Origin of the sequence: Bradyrhizobium sp. U531 (genome assembly GCF_051710265.1) — a bacterium.
Classification (GTDB): domain Bacteria; phylum Pseudomonadota; class Alphaproteobacteria; order Rhizobiales; family Xanthobacteraceae; genus Bradyrhizobium.
The window spans coordinates 307,610-324,333 of the sequence record NZ_JASVEN010000006.1; the positions used below are offsets into that span (position 1 = coordinate 307,610).

15 protein-coding genes and 1 pseudogene are annotated in these 16,724 nt (G+C 58.6%); 5 read left to right on the top strand and 11 right to left on the bottom strand.

The window, feature by feature from the left end:
* Positions 1-677: 677 nt before the first annotated feature.
* A complete protein-coding gene (locus QRQ56_RS26500; RefSeq protein ID WP_438744101.1) occupies positions 678-1,130 on the top strand; it encodes a hypothetical protein in 453 nt (150 codons plus the stop codon).
* 64 nt (positions 1,131-1,194) lie between these two features.
* On the opposite strand, the gene QRQ56_RS26505 is transcribed toward QRQ56_RS26500, so the two are convergent.
* Together QRQ56_RS26505 and QRQ56_RS26510 are read right to left on the bottom strand one after the other, a co-directional pair.
* Positions 1,195-1,602 carry a hypothetical protein gene (locus QRQ56_RS26505; RefSeq protein ID WP_438744102.1) on the bottom strand — a complete coding sequence of 136 codons (408 nt, stop codon included), beginning with the start codon at positions 1,600-1,602 and terminating at the stop codon, positions 1,195-1,197.
* Positions 1,603-2,344: 742 nt separating this feature from the next.
* Positions 2,345-2,698, bottom strand: coding sequence for a hypothetical protein (locus QRQ56_RS26510; protein ID WP_438744104.1), 354 nt, complete (start codon positions 2,696-2,698; stop codon positions 2,345-2,347).
* Between the two features lie 1,538 nt (positions 2,699-4,236).
* Here QRQ56_RS26510 and QRQ56_RS26515 point away from each other — a divergent pair.
* On the top strand, positions 4,237-4,452 hold the full coding sequence (locus tag QRQ56_RS26515; RefSeq protein WP_438744105.1) for a hypothetical protein: 216 nt from the start codon (positions 4,237-4,239) through the stop codon (positions 4,450-4,452).
* A 59-nt stretch (positions 4,453-4,511) separates the two neighbouring features.
* Here the strand turns inward: QRQ56_RS26515 and QRQ56_RS26520 are convergent, their stop codons facing one another.
* The 5 genes from QRQ56_RS26520 to QRQ56_RS26540 all read right to left on the bottom strand — a co-directional run bounded on the left by QRQ56_RS26520 (position 4,512) and on the right by QRQ56_RS26540 (position 7,250).
* A complete protein-coding gene (locus QRQ56_RS26520; RefSeq protein ID WP_438744106.1) occupies positions 4,512-4,853 on the bottom strand; it encodes a hypothetical protein in 342 nt (113 codons plus the stop codon).
* Positions 4,850-5,437, bottom strand: coding sequence for a hypothetical protein (locus QRQ56_RS26525; protein ID WP_438744107.1), 588 nt, complete (start codon positions 5,435-5,437; stop codon positions 4,850-4,852). Before QRQ56_RS26525 ends, QRQ56_RS26520 begins: the two co-directional genes overlap by 4 nt.
* A 74-nt stretch (positions 5,438-5,511) precedes the next feature.
* Positions 5,512-6,015: a hypothetical protein gene (locus QRQ56_RS26530; RefSeq protein WP_438744108.1), complete on the bottom strand. Its 504-nt coding sequence runs from the start codon at positions 6,013-6,015 to the stop codon at positions 5,512-5,514.
* 255 nt (positions 6,016-6,270) lie between these two features.
* Complete coding sequence (locus QRQ56_RS26535; RefSeq protein ID WP_438744109.1) at positions 6,271-6,867, bottom strand: hypothetical protein; 597 nt, start codon at positions 6,865-6,867, stop codon at positions 6,271-6,273.
* 11 nt (positions 6,868-6,878) lie between these two features.
* Positions 6,879-7,250, bottom strand: coding sequence for a hypothetical protein (locus QRQ56_RS26540; RefSeq protein ID WP_438744110.1), 372 nt, complete (start codon positions 7,248-7,250; stop codon positions 6,879-6,881).
* A 73-nt stretch (positions 7,251-7,323) separates the two neighbouring features.
* Between QRQ56_RS26540 and QRQ56_RS26545 the strand changes: the two genes are divergently transcribed.
* Together QRQ56_RS26545 and QRQ56_RS26550 are read left to right on the top strand one after the other, a co-directional pair.
* Positions 7,324-7,560: a helix-turn-helix domain-containing protein gene (locus QRQ56_RS26545; RefSeq protein WP_438744280.1), complete on the top strand. Its 237-nt coding sequence runs from the start codon at positions 7,324-7,326 to the stop codon at positions 7,558-7,560.
* 69 nt (positions 7,561-7,629) lie between these two features.
* Positions 7,630-8,352 carry a hypothetical protein gene (locus QRQ56_RS26550; protein ID WP_438744111.1) on the top strand — a complete coding sequence of 241 codons (723 nt, stop codon included), beginning with the start codon at positions 7,630-7,632 and terminating at the stop codon, positions 8,350-8,352.
* A 497-nt stretch (positions 8,353-8,849) separates the two neighbouring features.
* Here the strand turns inward: QRQ56_RS26550 and QRQ56_RS26555 are convergent, their stop codons facing one another.
* Both QRQ56_RS26555 and QRQ56_RS26560 read right to left on the bottom strand, forming a co-directional pair.
* Positions 8,850-10,406 carry an ISL3 family transposase gene (locus QRQ56_RS26555; protein ID WP_438744112.1) on the bottom strand — a complete coding sequence of 519 codons (1,557 nt, stop codon included), beginning with the start codon at positions 10,404-10,406 and terminating at the stop codon, positions 8,850-8,852.
* 381 nt (positions 10,407-10,787) lie between these two features.
* Complete coding sequence (locus QRQ56_RS26560; protein WP_231188901.1) at positions 10,788-11,819, bottom strand: IS110 family transposase; 1,032 nt, start codon at positions 11,817-11,819, stop codon at positions 10,788-10,790.
* A gap of 141 nt (positions 11,820-11,960) precedes the next feature.
* Between QRQ56_RS26560 and QRQ56_RS26565 the strand changes: the two are divergent.
* Positions 11,961-13,516: pseudogene (locus QRQ56_RS26565) on the top strand (ISL3 family transposase).
* A 267-nt stretch (positions 13,517-13,783) separates the two neighbouring features.
* Here QRQ56_RS26565 and QRQ56_RS26570 read toward each other — a convergent pair.
* Both QRQ56_RS26570 and QRQ56_RS26575 read right to left on the bottom strand, forming a co-directional pair.
* Positions 13,784-14,080, bottom strand: coding sequence for a hypothetical protein (locus QRQ56_RS26570; protein ID WP_438744114.1), 297 nt, complete (start codon positions 14,078-14,080; stop codon positions 13,784-13,786).
* Positions 14,081-14,116: 36 nt separating this feature from the next.
* Positions 14,117-16,489: a DUF2235 domain-containing protein gene (locus QRQ56_RS26575; protein WP_438744116.1), complete on the bottom strand. Its 2,373-nt coding sequence runs from the start codon at positions 16,487-16,489 to the stop codon at positions 14,117-14,119.
* Positions 16,490-16,724 lie beyond the last annotated feature (235 nt).

The window sequence follows — 16,724 nt, forward strand, 5'->3', positions numbered from 1 at the left end:
CGTGGTCACGAGCAGTATGGTCCGGCTGCATTGCCAATCGGATCCCAACATCGGTTCATAGACTCCACGAGGAGTACCGATGGCCATCGTAGTACCAGCCGCCACCAAGACGACGGCGATCAGCGCGAGCATTCGAGAGGTTGTCAACTTCCACTTCATTGCGCTTCCCTCCAGTGGAAGCGCGCACGCTAAGCTGGCGGTACCTGCCGCTTATGAACTACTTCACACAATGCGTGTCACACTCACGTGCAGGAGGCCCGCCAGCGTAGACCCGCGGGCCTTGTCGTCCGCGTCTCAGGGCGCCCCCTCATTGAGGCGCCGACGGAGCTTCCTGATGATCTCCCGCAGATCGTTCAGGTACTCCTCGATGACGCGTCGAGCCTCCTCCGATCGCGTGGGCTTGGGCTCAGGTGGCTCTTGAGCCGGGCGAGGCTCGTGAGGCAGGTTCATGGCCGGATGGTTCGGGGAACACAAAGGCGTCGCTTGACCTAGATCAACGTGCGCGGGCTACCCGCATCTTTTTCTGCGGCTGCGACTTCTCACGGCCACGACACGCACTTTGCTCTCGCGCGCCGCAGCTTTCGGGTGCATACTCCACATTCAGCGCTCCTCGCGAGCGATGAAGACTTTATGAACGCAGCCTCGATTTGGCCGGGGCGTGCCGCGAGGTCATTCCCATGATCGCGGATTCATTCTCCAATCCCTTCGTTCAATTCGACGCGACGGTTGCTATGCTGGTTTTCTTTCGGACCACAGCACTCGTGATCGGCGCGTTTCTTTTGTACCTTGGTTACAGCCTATTCAAGCTTGGATACTTTGAGAAAGCGGGTGAACTGCAGGCAGCATGGGGTCAGCGACGGCTCGTGTTGAAGCAGGTTGCTCCGGGTATATTTTTTGCACTGTTCGGGACCGCTATTGTATGTCTCGGAATCTGGAAGCCAATCGCGATCCAATCGGCCGATCCCACACCAGAACCAATTGTACAGGTGATGGAAAAGATCGCCTCTAATCAGCAGGTCTCCGAGGCCGATCGCACAGCTATAGGCGTGTGGCTCCAGCGCCGACGAGGAGAAACGCGGTTTTTAGCGCTTGATCCATTCGGCTTCCGTAGACCCGAGGGAAACATCTGAGAACAGCGTTTGTAAGAGGAGCCCGCCGGCGTGAACCGGCGGGCCTGCCCTCCGACGGTTGAGTTCACAACCAGAGGCTCTCCGAAACAATCTCGGCGCGCGACATGGTCCCGTCAAGATAGGCTGGCGCGTCGAGAGGCAGCGGCGTGCGAATGTCGCCGTAAGTCTTCATCGGATTTTCTTTGTTGTAGGCCGCGATTATACGCTTCGCACAGGCCGGGACACCGGCACGATCCACCCGGCGCTCGGAAAGTTCGATCCAAAGATCACCTACGATATCTTCGCGAGCGCTTTTTTGGAGATAGCGCGGCGTAAGGCTGAACAACCACTCGTAATCACCATCTTGCGGCACATAGAGCGGAATATCATTGCGCATGAAGTCAGATGGGATTTCGACCGGCAACCCACGGATAGGCGCTATTGAATGGACGCTACTGAAGCTTCGGACGGTGCCTGGATTGCGTGCCGCCATGGCCCAGCGCCTATTAATGTCTGGCCGTGTCAACCTAAGTGTCCGCACTTGCAAGAAAGAGAGCGTCGACCGATGACCAGCAGCCGGAGTTGTGAGTTGCTTAAAGCTCATTCCGGTTAAGAGACCGCACTCGACGGTTCTAATGGCCTCCTCCGTCACTGGGGCTCCGATAAAGGCTCGCGGCAAGTAATACAGGCACGTGTACCATTCCTCGAGTCGACTTTGACATTGTCGTCTGTGAGGGCGTGTCCGTATTTGCAACGGGATTGATATCCTCGAGATCCCGCCGCCGTTGCGAGCCTAGAATTTCTCGTGATGACCGGTTTGAACTTTGCCTCCCATGCTGGATTGCTCTTTCGATACAGCCTCAACCTAATCGTGTCATACTCACTGAGCAGTTTTCTCAACGAGGCACCCAGGTTGAGCCACTTTTCGATCAGGGCCAAGTCATCGGGCGTTAGGTGCACTGCCCCCTTGGAGAGTTTTAGACGCGCCTCGATTTTGGGACGCTCGGTGATAGTCGTATCCTCCGCCAGATATCGGCCGACGCCGTTCCAGCTGCGTACGCATGTATCGCACCATTTATGATCCCATTTCCGCTCAGTATGCATTCTTGCGGCGACTTCGACGGACAATGGGTGCCCTCGATTGCAGGCGGTGCGGCTCGCCACGGTGCGATTGTACACTCCTTCAAGAATCCGAGACTTGCCATTCGTCTTCACAAGAGCGCAGGCTTCTCACCCTATTCAGGATGCAATTCGCAATGCCTGCGAAATGCATCCGCCGAGCAAATCGGCGGTTCGTCGGCGCCGCCTGTAAGCATCCGAAGCGAGTGGCCGGCTTCTAGCCTCACCATGAACGTGCCAGCTTCTGTCGAGTTCATGGTGAACACTTCACCATTCACTATTGCAGAAAAGCAGCCGTGACAAAACTTGCGAGCACGAGAGCGTCCTCCATAACCGAAGCTCGACAGCGGTAGGTTCTGCTCGCATCGACGACACTGCTGCATCATGACTCTCTCCTTTGAGGAAGCGCGGAAATGCGCAGCACAGAGCCGAATCCTGAATCGCGGCAGCGCGTAGACGCGCTCAGCCATCAGGATTTCTCATTCAACGTGGACAGCATTTGAGTCGGTCTTACGCCAATCCAGGCCGGATCGTTGCCCTAGATGCGATGCAGCAATGGTCGCGAGATGCCAGATCAACACCTATCGCTGGCCGAACGATGTTCGCTTGTCTGATGTAAGAGTCGCGGTTGGTGTGCGCCGGATGCCGGAACCGAGGGGCTCAGGTCAGGCCGGACTTCAGCAGCGGCAAGCCGCCGCAATTTGGGAGCTCGAGCCGCGCCTTAGAGGAGTGAACGCGCGGAGAAAGGCTTGGAGGCTTGCTGGCGCGCTCTGAGCCAGCGGAGCGGCCCGGCCCATCCTCCAGCCCCACTGAAGCCGGGGCCGCCAATCGCTGTTCCTCCGCAGAATGTCGGCCCGTGCATGGAGGTCCGCACCTATCCGAGCACGGGGTCGGGCGTCGGCGCCCGCCGCCCACAGCGAGCTTACAAAGCACCCGCCTTGGCGCGCGAAGCGATTAAATACGTGAAGCGAGCCGTTTCGTTTGGCATGAGATCTAAAGGGAGATCGGATATCTGCGGGATCTTCAGCATGAGCCAGTGAAAGATGCCGCCCCTGAGGCGGGCCTTACTTTGCGGCCACAGGTTCAGCCGCCTCGCGTTTCGCCAGAGCCTCAGCGGCCACAGCCTGCTTTAGCCACTCGTCAGCGAACAGAAGCCACTGCGCTTGGGAGCACGGGTTTTTCGTTATGCCGGCTTGCTTTCGGCATTCCTCATACTCTTGCCAGAACTTAGCAGCATCGTCGAACATGACGCCCAGCCGGGATCGCTAGACCGAGTAGACATAATCCAAGTTACAATCATAGCGAGAGAAAGCATGATGTCTAGTACTGCTAGATCAAATCAGGCCACCTCGCTCGGAGCGGCTAGAAACGGAAACGGAGCCGCCTCTGTGGGGCGGTGACGTAGTTGCTTCATGATGCGCTGATCTTCGGCGTATTGCTGGCCCTCGGACGCGAAACTGCGGGGACACCTGTTTGTCAGGCGGGACGCGTATCGCCTTGAACTTTGTATCGCTGCGCTGAGCCCGTTTGCAGTTTGGGCAGACGAAAAGGTGCGCGATGATCCGTTCCGGGGTATCTCGCACCTGCTCCGAGCGGACCCAGCTCATAGTGATGCGGCAATTCGGAAATTCCGGGGGCTCTAGTTGCCTCAGTGCTTTCTTTAGCTGATCCATGTGCCCCTACCGTTGGGAAACCGTAGCAAACCACAACCGGGCGGAAAGTATCAACAGATACACAAGGGCTATCAGGACACCGAAAACTTCCGACTCCAGCATAACAATTGTTTTGGCTGGAACATTAGGTGACCGGGAAAACTGGCAATTGTGAAATAGATCATATTGCGAGCCAGAGAGGCTGCGATACGATAATCACGCCGGGGCTGGCTGAATATTTAACTTAGACCTTTTCACCCGGCTTTTTTGACAACAAGGCCGCAGCAGTCCCCTGCTGCGGCCTTCGTCTACGGCGGTTAGCGCTATCATTCTGGCCGGCCATTGGAGAAGGTATTATGTCCAAAGAGAGGAATTGCTTGATCGTTCGTGCTGCGGGAAGACAACTGGACCTGTTACGCGGCGAAGCATCCCGCATTGCGAAAGGCAGTAACGTCGATTGGTGGATCGATCAGGCGGAGGTCGGCACTCGCTTCTGCTTCGAGGATGTAAAAGCAAAAGAGTCATTCGCTCTCGCTTGTGACAACTTCGGTATTCCCTGCCAAGACGCCTAGCCCGCGCTTTGGAATCAGACGAGCAGACCCGCCAGTGTGAACCGGCGGGCCGAGCGACATCAACGGCAATTCCGTGCAGCCTCTACCGCTTCGTTGAACAGCCGGTACCACTCTTGTTCAAGCTCTCGCACTTTTTCGGTCAAGAGAGAGACCGCGAACATGGCAAGACCAACGCTCTCCGTGTCCGGAACTTCGACACAGGTCCCGTCTTCATATTTTAGCTCGCCAATTGCTTCGTGCACCTGCAGCTGAGCAAGCCTGGCCATCCGGGTGAGGTCGCAGACGTTCGATTCAAGGTTGCAGAACGCCCGCGCAAACCCTGGCCGTTCATGTGTTTTCAGACTTTCCAGTTGATCACTCTCGTATGGGGCCGGCGGCTTGAGGGTTGCCGGATGACTCACTTGAAAAAGCTATTGGCCTTCGCCAGCACGGCAACTTCCCACGCTTCTAGGCTTTTGAACTCTTCGACGTTTTCCCGGATGACATCCAACAAGGATAGTGCCACTTCTGCGGTGGACGGTGACAACGCCTTGAGTGCATCTTGAGAGGCGGCAAGCTCTTTGCGGGCATCCTCTGCTCGCCGATTGAGCAGCTCTAGCCCGGCTCGCTTATCCCACTCCTTGCCTGCCTGCACGGCAGCGCGATAGCGCCTGCGCGCCGCCTTGTATTCCTTCTCCACGGTCTGGGCGTCATCGCCTGCCGCCAGAAGCCGCTCACGCATCGCCTGAATCTCGCCGCAGCCTATCGCCGAGTAGTCCCGCCAAGCGATCAGCGCGAACGGTCTGTGACCATGCGCCGCCTCCGCTCTCTCTTGCGCGTCGTCAAGCTCAGTAGCCACTTGCTCCACCGCTGCTTTGGCGCGTCGATAGCGTTCAACAATGTTCATCCCCGCGGTTGCGGAGGTCGACAGAGACGGCGCGGCGGTTGGCGCGGCAGTCGCGGTCGAAATAGCGGTCATCATGTTCATGGTCGCGTTCTCCTTCATTGAGGATTCCTGGCAATCACAGGCTTGGCTTGAGGTCGTTTGGCGGACGGCGAGAGCCGTCGCCCGCTCCAAGATCACGATAAAGCGGGTTCATCGAATCCCATTGTCAGGGCAACCGTGACGTTTTCGATCAGGAAGTGGTGCCAGCTCCTGGTGATATTTCGGGTGTCGCCGCTTTCCAACGCACTGGGCCAGCTGTGCCCGTCCTTGTCGTGTGTGAGCGCATAGTTGAGGAGTGTGAGGAGCCCTTGCCGCGTGGTGGGACGGACATCGCAGAGAGCGCACGCTGCATCCTTCTCCGCATCAAAAGCCGTGAATAGCGCACGTTCACTCGCGATCCAGCGGGGATCATCGGTCTCGACAATGAACTCGTCTTCCCAAGGGTTAACTTCCGACTGGCGCTTCTCAAGTGGAATTTCTGACTCCAGCGCAGAGTGGCGATCAACTTCCTTGGCGAGCTGTTCGTAAACTTGCCTATGGGTCTCGATCGCAGCGAGGATGGGATCCGGTCCCGCAGCACTGACAACCGCCTGCGGGATTGCTGTGCCGACAACCGCGGCGCTAACTAACATGTTCATGACTGATCTCCTGCTGAGCTGGGCCCCGGGCTCAGGAATGTTTGAGCAGGCGGATTGTTCTGGTCCTGCCAGTCCGGGCTTGCATGCACCGCGCCGGCTTTCCTGCTTGGGGGAAGATGATGAAAATAGTCCGGCGCCCGTGGCGCCCTTAGCTACCGCGCTGCTCATGTTGTTCTCTCAAGTTTGGGATTTGATGATTGACCGAGCGTTGGTCCGCCCTTGCTCAGTCGGCCGCGAATGCAGGTTGGCCCGCGGTTACTTCACCTCCTTTCGCGCTTGCCAGCCAAACAGCTGGGGCCAAAGGGGGTCAAAGTGTTCGCAGAGCGCTTCAAATGCGGCGCGCGCTGCGCTTTCGACCAGATCGATTTGCAGGCGCGGCCACACCGCTGTGGCTTGAACCTGTGGCGTCCAATGGCTCGAAGAAAAACCTTCGCGGACGCCTTCAATGGTCTCGTGAAAATAGCCCTCGCACTGGCCGACCGTACCGAACCTGAGAGCGAGCACACCGATTGCGCGCCGCTGCTCGGGTGAGAGCCGGTCCCAAGCCTTACCGGCATCAAACGCGGCGAGCTCGTGAAATGTCGGCAGGCGATCCGAGAGGGGGATTTCCGTGGGCCCTGCGACTTCGACCGGAGGCGTGCCGCCGCGGCGAACACCGATGATTGTGCGCGCGTTCCAGATGGCCGCGCGCTTTCGCTCGCCCTTCTGCAAAAGGACGTCGACCATGCCGCGGTGCGTCTTGGCGCCCGTGCTTACGCTGAGCACGACTTCCCAGGAGCCGGTCACGTCACCACGCAAAAGGTGGCGCGCAGGGACCTTGACGAAGGTGCCTTGATTGGACGGTGCGAGCATGTGTGCGCCCCTTATGCCCAACGCTGCGCAGGCAGCTCAAATGCGGGCGCCATGCCAGTGCGCGCGACGCGGGCCTCGGCGAAGCCGCTGCGCATCTGGAGCCCGAGGTAATAGCTGTAAGAGCGGTTGACGTGGTGAGCGCGAGCGCGGCACGAAAGCTCGTTGGCATAATCCGCCTTCGCGCGGGCATGAGCCTCAATCATGATTTTCGAGAGGAGAGCGGCCCGCGGGTGGCGCGGCTTACCGTTGGCCGAGGTGCGCAAGACCCCATGGCAGACCAAGGCCGTGTCGCGGTTTAGCTGCCCGAAGTCGGTGAAGTTCACATTGGTGATGATGGTTGCGGGCATGGCTCCGCCGTTCACCGGGAAAGTGGTCTTGCTCATCGGGGTTGCTTTCGAAATTCAGCCTTGATACAAAAGGATCACACACGATGATCTAAAAGGATCAATAGCCTTGGTGGATTTTTCTCAATTGAGAGCCGCGCGTGCGCTGACCGGCCTCTCTCAGCCCGAGGTCGCGGAGGCTGCAGGCGTATCTGTGGCTACATTGAAACGTGCAGAAGCTGGCGGCCCGATCAAGGTCGCAGACGAGACTATCGACGTGATAGCCAAAGCCCTGGAAAGAGCTGGCGTCGAGTTTATCCCCGAGAACGGGGGCGGAGCGGGGGTGAGGATGAAGAAGCGAAAACGCTGACTCTTATCTGACTAGCGTCCCACCACTTAGGGCACTCAGGGAGAGTGCAGCCAGAACTAGGATACCGGAATGGTCTCGCAGACAGCCGCAGAATGGATTATTCGAGCAGCTCAATTAGTCTGGTTGCTGCTTGCTCTGTGGACTGTCTGGCTATGCATAAAAACAATGAACCGGAGAGGTCACCAAACTCAGATCAATGTCATTTGGTACGCGTTTTCCTTGGTTTTCGTGATCCGCATTACGATATCGGTCGCGGCCTACCTTGATGGCTATTCATCTCTAAGTCTGTTCCTCGAACAGGAGATGCACATCCCGAGCGCATATACTTTGTGGCTTCATGACTGGCTGACTAATATTCGTGATGAACTCGTTTTGGTCATCTCGATCATAGTCGTTGCGGTTGTGCCACAGCTGCTCACCTACGGATTGGCGGGGATATTCGGATGCGCCAAGCCGCCCGCTCTTGTTTGGTATTTCGAAGAGCTTGCGGCTTGGATCTTGATCAAGTTTCTAGCCGCGCTCAGCGCCATCGTGTTCGAAGAAGCTGTATCGCCGATCGGCTTCCAGGCAGAAGCGATAGGTGCCACTCCAGTAAGTCAAATAGTACAAGCCGCGCTCATCCTGATGACTGCGTTTGGACTGGGGGTCTTACAAACGCAGCTAGTAGACATCGTGGAAGGTCGCTCCAAGGCGTCATTTTCATTCGCCTGGGCAGCTTGGGTCCGTGACCAAGCAACCAGGAACCTTCCAAAGCTTCCTGAGCCGGTAAGCAACGATCCCGGCCAGCACTAGGGACAAGTCACCAGAAGCTCCGTTCGGCCGGGAATGGAAGCTGACCCCGGAACCTGAGCGCCGTCCAGGAGCGGCCCCATCTCTTTGGAGACATCGGTCCCCGTGGCCGCAGCCGGGGTCAAGTCGGGATTTTGCTCGCCGTCCTTTTTTAAAGTGACTGATGGATTCCCTCGTGGCTACATCTAGACCGCGCACATCGCCAAACAACACCATTCCCAGTTGTTGGTTAGCAATGCACACGTTGTGCCGAATGAAAGCGGCCCGATCGTTCCTGCGATCATTGGCCCGTCGCTGCCGTTGACTCAACAGCCTGTGAGGAGCAATCTTTGAAAACCAGTTCACCTCGCCGGAGGAGGTGATGATGAGAGTAGCGTTCTGCTTGGCTGCGGCAGTGGTTTCGACCGCAGCCGCTGATGCGAAAACAATATGCGAGATACCTGCATGTCAATCGGCGTTCGACTGGGGCTCTGACGCATATTCGATGATCGTGTTTGTTTTTATGGCGCGCCAATCAGCCTAGCCTGAAGGAGATCGAGCTTAGCGCGCCCGTACATCTGCCGCTTGACCAGCTTGAGCTTGGTGATCTGAGCTTCCACTTGGCCATTGGACCACGGTTGCGTGATAGCCGCGTGCACCGCGCCCTTGTCGTTGGCGATCCCATTCGCGAACGAGCCAATGAGGCTCCGCTTGGATTCATCTATCCAAGGTTCGAGCTCGATCTCGGCCCTCTTTCGGATCATCGCGTGGAAGCGGCCAACGAGAGCGTTGGCATCGGCCAGCATAGGGACGCTTTGTTCAATAGCGGCAACCGTGACGGTCTCGGCCTTGGTTAGGTGGTCCCGCTTCATCGTCATCAACTGCGCTATCGTCCGGGCGGCGGGGACCCTCTGCAATTGTTGACGGCTGATGGTCTCGGCGCGTCGCCGTCGCGTGGCCCATTCCGCCACCACGCGCAGCGATCCCTTAAAGCCTTGCCCTCTCAAACGGCGCCAGAGTTCGGCACCGTTACGACAGCCGCCTGACCACTGCGCGTCCAGGAACGGCAGGTGCCCATCCAGGGTGCTTTGACGGGTGCGGAAGATATCCGTACCGCCGCCGCGACTAATCTGGCGAACCAGATTGCGACTATGTCCTGTGCGGCGGACGATCTCCTTGAGCGGCACACCGTCGCCGACAAGAGCCGCGATTGCGGCATGGCTGTCCTGGCGCCGCAGATAACCCTGATAGCGAAGCTTTTCCGCGCAGGTCAGCAGTTTAAGATCGATCGTCGTCGCCCCGATTGCGGCTCGGATTTTGCTCATCGAGCGGCGCACCGCTTCAAGGAAGGCCGCGCTCGCGTTTTCCATCAGATGCCAGCGATCGGCGACCTGGATGGCGTTCGGCAGCGCCTTGGCTGCTGCCTCGCCATATCCACCACCGCGATCTCGCGACACCATGTTGATGCCCGGGTGCTTCGACAGCCACGCCTGAACGGTCGCCATTTCCCGGTCGGGTAGCAAGGCAACGATCCGCCGACGCTCCAAATCGCACACGATGGTCCCGTACCGACGATTTCTCCGGAACGCCCAGTCATCAATACCCACAACAAGCAAGGGATCCATCGGCATCGCCGCCCGCCGGCGGACCACCCGCAGCAAGGTATCGTTGCTGACAGGCAGCATGAGCCGCTTGGCGAAGCTTGCTGCCGGCCGGCCGCCGAGCGCCAACCCCAGGTGATGGACGATGTGTTCGAGCCGTGCCGTCCGACGCCGTCGAAGCGGAACGACGTCTTCTCCGAACCGCTCCGCGAAGATCCGCCGGCGGCAATGCGGCACCTCGCATGTGAAGCGCCGCGTGAGTAATCGGAGGCGCACCTTTCTGCCCGCTGATGGCAAATCGGCCACGTGCCGGATGTAGCGGCTATGGACTCGGCGCGATAGTGTCGCGCACAAAGGGCACTGGGCCTCCGCAGCCTCTGACCGAACAGCCAGAATAACCGAATCCTCTGAATCACTTACGCCATCAAAGACCAAACCACTCGGTACTAGCGATGAAATTCGAAAGCCTGTCCGCATGGCGCCGATTCTCCGTTGAAGAACCACAGTCGCCGGCGAACTTCATCAGAAATGAGTCAGAGCCCCGATTGGATGCCGATCACCCCGAAAACGGGGTCCTTATTCGGCTCTGACTCATATGTGGAACGGCCCGGGCTGCAAGATCTTTCTCTGGTTGAACAAGGGATGACGGTGCGGTCATATGTTCGGCCTGTGAACGCGGCGCCTGGCCGCTGGCCACGATGATATCCGCGGAAGCAATCGCCCAATCAATTTCTCGCGCTCGAAGCGCAGTGAGTCAGGCGGTCTGATTGCTACCGGGAATGACGTCATTCGGGGTTCATCCAGATTTGCACCTTGCCTCCTCGGCAGCGTTCTTCTTCCGCCGGAGAGCTCTTGAGATTAGGATTTCAGCATTGCGGCCGGCGCCTGATAGTTGCCGCCTCTGACCAGCAAGGCCCAGATCGTGCGCGCAATCTTATTAGCGAGCGCGACCGATACGACCTTGACCGGCCGTCTTTGCAGCATGGTCCGAATCCAGAGTGGGACTTTCAAGCCTCGTTTAGCAAGCTTGATGATAGAGGTCGCACCAACGATCAGGAGCGTCCGTAGTTGCCGATTTCCGCGCTTTGATATCGCGCCGAGCCTTTCTTTCCCGCCGCTCGACTGTGCCCTCGGTGTGAGCCCCGTCCAAGCCGCAAAATCTCGTGCAGTCGCAAAATCGCGAGCATCCACGACGGATGTCCGAACGGTAGCGGCGATGAGAGGACCGACACCCGGAATGCTCATCAGACGCCTTGCATCAGGGTCCTTTCTGACGGCAACCAAAATCTCTCTGTCGAGCTTCTCTATGCGGGTTGTAAGCAGCTCAATCTGTTCAGCGAATAGGATCAGGGCAAAGCGGGCGGCGCCGGGAATCCTATTGTCTTTTTCGTCCCGGAGAAGCACCAGGAGTTTTGCGATGCTTGCCATGCCTGTGCCAGCGATAATGCCCAATTCGGCCATATGGGCACGCAGGGCATTTGCAGTCTGGCTGCGCTGCTTCATCAGCATCTCTCGCGTTCGCAAAATCATGCTGGCTGCTTGTTGTTCGGCAGTCTTCACGGGCACGAACCGCATTGTCGGGCGGTTGACCGCCTCACAAATGGCTTCAGCATCCGCCGCGTCGGTCTTGTTTCGTTTGACGTAAGGCTTCACGTAGGCTGGCGGCATCATGCGGACAGAGTGGCCCAACGCCGCTATCTCGCGTGCCCAGTGATGGGCACTCGCACAGGCCTCCATACCTACCACGCAAGCTGGAAGGCTCCGAAAGAAGGGCAGAACCTGCGATCGCCGCAATGTGCGACGAACCAAGACTTTCCCGTTTTCGGCGATGCCGTGAACTTGAAAGATCGACTTGGCCAAATCCAAACCCACTGTGATAATCTTCTCCATGGAACGGTCCTTCGTTTGTGGCGCCTCTCTACGCGACCACGTTAGGCACTTTTGATGCCGGTTCGAAGGGCCGTTCCACACCATCACTTTTGATGAAGTTCAAGCGTCGGCTCGCGTTGGTTTCACAAAGGAATCAATATGATGCAGCGAGCCCTACGTCCGTCGGCCTTGGTCCCTCGCGGATTTGACGTGGAAAGCGCCTTTTGTGATGGCGCTACGACCGTGATCACCATACGCGCCACGAGGGGGACGAGTCTCTGTCCCAGCTGCGGGACCAGTTCTGGGCGGATCCATAGCCGATATCAGAGGCGCCTAAATGATCTGCCGCTGGCGGGGCGGCAGGTTCGCCTGGTGGTCGTGGCGCGCCGCTTCCGCTGCGTTACTGTTCTGTGCGGTCGGCGTATTTTCACTGAGCGCTTCGACGACGGCGCTCTGGCACCGTGGGCGCGGCGAACGACCCGGCTCGATCTGATCGTCCATCACCTTGGCCTTGCCTTGGGTGGCCGCCCGGCGGCGAGTTTTGCCCGTCGACTTATGCTGCCCGTGAGCAACGACACATTGCTTCGGGTGGTTAGAAAGCGCGGGTGTCCGCCCTTTGCTGCGCCGAGCGTTATCGGCATCGACGATTGGGCCTGGCGGCGCAATCAGCGGTACGGAACGATTATCTGTGACCTCGAGCGGCGACGACCGATCACTCTCTTACCCGACAGAGAGCCAGCCACTGCGCAGGCCTGGCTCGCGGGCAGCCACAAATCGCTGTGGTCGCGCGCGACCGCGGCGGTGGCTATGCCCTTGCTGTGGCCAAGGCACTCCCGCACGCCACCCGGGTGGCCGACCGTTGGCACCTCATGGAGAACGCCAGCCACGCCTTCCTCGATGCGGTTCGCAAATCCATGCGCCAGGTCCGGATCGCGGTCGGCTCCGCCACCATAAATCCCAACTTGTTGACCGCCGCCGAGCGCATTCAATATGAGGGCTATCTTCGGCGAGAAGACACCAACGCGGCAATTCTCAAACAGGCTGAGACGGGCGTCTCCATAAAGGAGATCGTACGGCTCACCGGCCATAGCCGGGGCCTCATCCGCAGGGTATTGCGAGGTCAGCGATCCGACGTGTTCAGGGTGCGCGAGAGCTCGCTCGAGCACTACCTGCCATGGCTCGAAGTTCAGTGGGCCGCTGGCCATTGTAATGGCGCCGACCTTTGGCGTCGCCTCAAGGCGCAGGGATTTAGAGGCTCGGTGCGAGTCGTTGCCGAATGGGCGACACGCCGTCGGCGTGCCGAAACGCCCGATGCTCAGAGCCTGCAGCGGGTACCATCCGCGAGAACGATCGCCCGCCTGATGACCAATGGCCGCGATACGCTATCAAAGTCAGAGACCGTCACCATTGCGGCGATTGAGCAAGGCGTTCCTCTCCTGGTGGAAGCTCGAGAGATCATAGCCACTTTCCATGCGATGATCCGCAAGAAGGCGCACGGAGAGCTTGAACCATGGTTGAAACGAGCATGCGCAAGCCTCGTCATGTCTTTCGCCAATGGCGTCATCAAGGACAAGGCCGCCGTCAGCGCAGCGATCACGACGTCCTGGTCCAACGGCCAGACCGAAGGCCAGATCACCAAGCTCAAACTGGTCAAGCGCCAAATGTACGGACGCGCTAAGCTCGACTTGCTGCAGGCTCGGCTAATCGGCGCCACATGACCAGTGCTGCACCAAAATTGCGTCAGAGCCCTTATTCCATGCCGAAACACAGCAAACCGCCGATATGCGGACCTGCACGAAGGCCGCAATCCGGTCGCAGAGGCCCAGCGCGAGGCAGCCGAGGCCTCGGTGGGAGCCGACGAGCTGACCTTCAATCGGCTGGCTGACCGCTACATCAACGAATACGCGAAGCCCCGCAAGAAATCGTGGAAGGATGACGAGTGGGTCCTAAAGCGGGCCAAGACGGAGTTCGGTCCCCGAATCGTATCAACGATCACCCGCAAAGAGCTGGTCGTCTTTCTTCGGGGTCTCGCCGCAACCTCCGTGCGCAATGCCAATAAGACCCAGGCGTCCATCTGCACCATGTACAATTGGGCCAACCTCGAAGACGAAACGATCATTACCCCCCTCGCCCGTATCCCTAAAGTCGGTGGAAAGGAGCGTGAGGAAGACCGCGTTCTGAGCGACGACGAACTGAGGGCCCTTTGGCCTGCCTTCGAAGAAGACGATTGTCGCTACGCCAGACACGACCAGCCCGGCAATATAGGTCCCATTGAAATCCATCAGATCCCCATACGCTCACGTCGGCCCACGCCATCGTTATTTGGACGGCTTGATGAAGAACGAAACGCACCCCCCGTTATCGCCATAAAGCCACTGGTATTTGCGTGGGAGAACAAGAACGGCATCGTTCAAGTAAAAGAACAACTCGCCCGCCACCTTCGGCGTCACATATTCAGATATTTTCTTCACCCGTCGGTCGGGGTCAGGTTCGAGGAAGTCCACTTCACTACCTAGCGCGCCATAGCGCGCCACCGGTTGGAACCAGGGCTGGAAGTAGTAACGCCGCAAAGGTGATGCGAGCATATGGACAACGGTCTCGGTCCAGGACAGCTGTGTTCCGTCATCCGGATTATGGAAAGTCGAATAGCCACGTGCATCCGTGACGACGCTGCCATTGTGCAAGTCTCCCGCCCCTACCTGACATGTTGCGCGGCTGGTAGTGTAGTCCTTGTACTGCCTGGCCAGGGCAATCGGGTCCGGGTTGGTCCAGACGAGGTATCGCTCTAGGCGTCCCACTTTATAACCGGTCGAAAAGCAAAGGTCGGACGCATCGAACGAGACCAGCGCGCCGGCGTCGGGGACAAATTCAAGCCTGTCCGTTGGCTTGCAAACCAGCCCCGCTTGATCAACCGCGGTGAACGCAAGTCGATTACCGACCGTGACTGCCAGATAGACGATGACAACCGCGGAAAGTACCGGAGCGAGATAGTAGCGCCATGCCTTGCGCACACCGACAAGAAATAGCTCGCGCCCATGAGGGCTGGCGCTGGGAGCCGCTGATGGCGCGATAAGCTCGCCTGCGAACGCATCTCGCCAAAGTGCGGTCATCCGGTCGTCGATCGCAGATGCGACCCGTTTGCCGCCGAAGAGCAAAGCGACGATGACACCCCCCAGGATCAGGAACGTCACCGGATATTGGGCGTAGGACACCAACCACTGCGAGACCCAGGACGGCAGGAAGCCGGACAGGGTTCGGATGATGTCTGACACCCACTTGAGCGCATTGACCCGCTCGCCCAGAGGATCGCTGCGCCCCGTGAAGGGAAACAGCACGAAGACGATGGTCGCCGCCAGCGTGAGGAAATACAGCCCCGCGCGCAGGTAGACCAATGGCCAGATGAACTGCCGCTCCGCGACGACGCGGCCTTGGGCCTGATCGGAGGTTTCAGGGGTGCTGATTGTCGGCCCCGATGCCCTCTCTGGAAGGCTGTCAATTCGGAAGCGGACGCAGCCGTCTGGAGCGATCTCAGGCGACACGACATCATAGTTGTGTGGGATTCCGATGGGCGCATAGACGTGTGCGTTGTTCTTAATGCGCCGCAAAACCGTCTCGTGAATCTTGGGCCTCTCGACGTAGACCTCATCTCCTGTGGTCCACGAGAAGCTTTGGCGGGTCAGTCGGGAGATCCGACTGGGGCCGTATCGGTAGTAGCTGCCCGAGCCAGCGCGAGAGTCGTACAGTCGACCATCCTTGTCCTGCGCTTGTTTGGTTTCGCCCAGGGCCGCAGGATCGGACGTTTTGAAGGAGAGGCCGCAGGCCCGCGCCTCTTCCATAATCCAGTAAAGCGGAATGTGCGCCAGTGAATCGTCCGGGTAGCCGCCCCCGACATTGGCATGGACGCCGGCAAACCAGACCTGCGTAAGCCTTTCATTGGATGTGTACCGGGTGGCTCCCGTCGGCTGCGGCGGCTCGCGACGCTCATTCCAGAGAACCGGGTGGAAGGTCGTTCGCTCATCATCCAAAGACAAAGCGTGGCAAGCACGTTTCACGTCGGGATGAAGCGTGTGGCCTGGGAGTTCAAGCGGCCATATCCATTGGCTCACTCCCTGGGTCATCTCGTCAACCGGAAGTCCGTACGCGGCGACGGTGTCCCAAAGCCCCAGAAAGCGAATGATTGGCGTGTGCCTTCCTGCGGTGGCTCCCGCAGAGGGCGCAGACATCTCCCGTCCCAGCAGCTTCTTGAGCCCCTGAATCATCAGGTACCAGTTCGTATGGAAATGTCTTTTATGGTAGGCGCGATAAGTCGCCTTGGCCTGCCGGTCGAGTTCGCTATCCGAAATGTCCTTCGCAGGAATCAGACCCTGATCCAGGATCAAACCTATGGTCACGCGAATTGTGAATGCGCCGCGGCTGAATCCGAATGCGTATATCTCATCTCCCGCAGCTCGGTAGTTGCGGCAGGCAAACTTGTAGAGCGTGATGACGTTGCGGCGAAGGCCTATGCCGAAGGCTCCGCCAAGCATCGCCAATGGCTTGAACGACGACGTCCCCACGCCATCGTCGTAACAGGCAACCTGGTCGTCCTTGGTGAGATCGAGCGCACTGAACATGCGCCAAACATTGGTCCGCCAAACCTTTGCCGATGAATTGCCAGTGCCATCGGAGAGGAGCACGATCCGTCTTGGCATGGTCTTCCCTCAATCAAAAATGAGATCAGCGTTTGCGCCGAAAGCGCGGAAATCGCCCACAACAAACGGTTGCAATATCCGTTAGTTGAACGTCCCGCCCCGCACTAGTCAAGGCTGATCTGCCGTGGCTCACAGCAATTGCAGCGCGGCAAGACGTGCTTAGCCCGACGTCCCGAAAGATTCGGAGCGCTCCTCCCTTAGTCCGCATGTTCAGCCTTTCTCTCACCCACAGCCA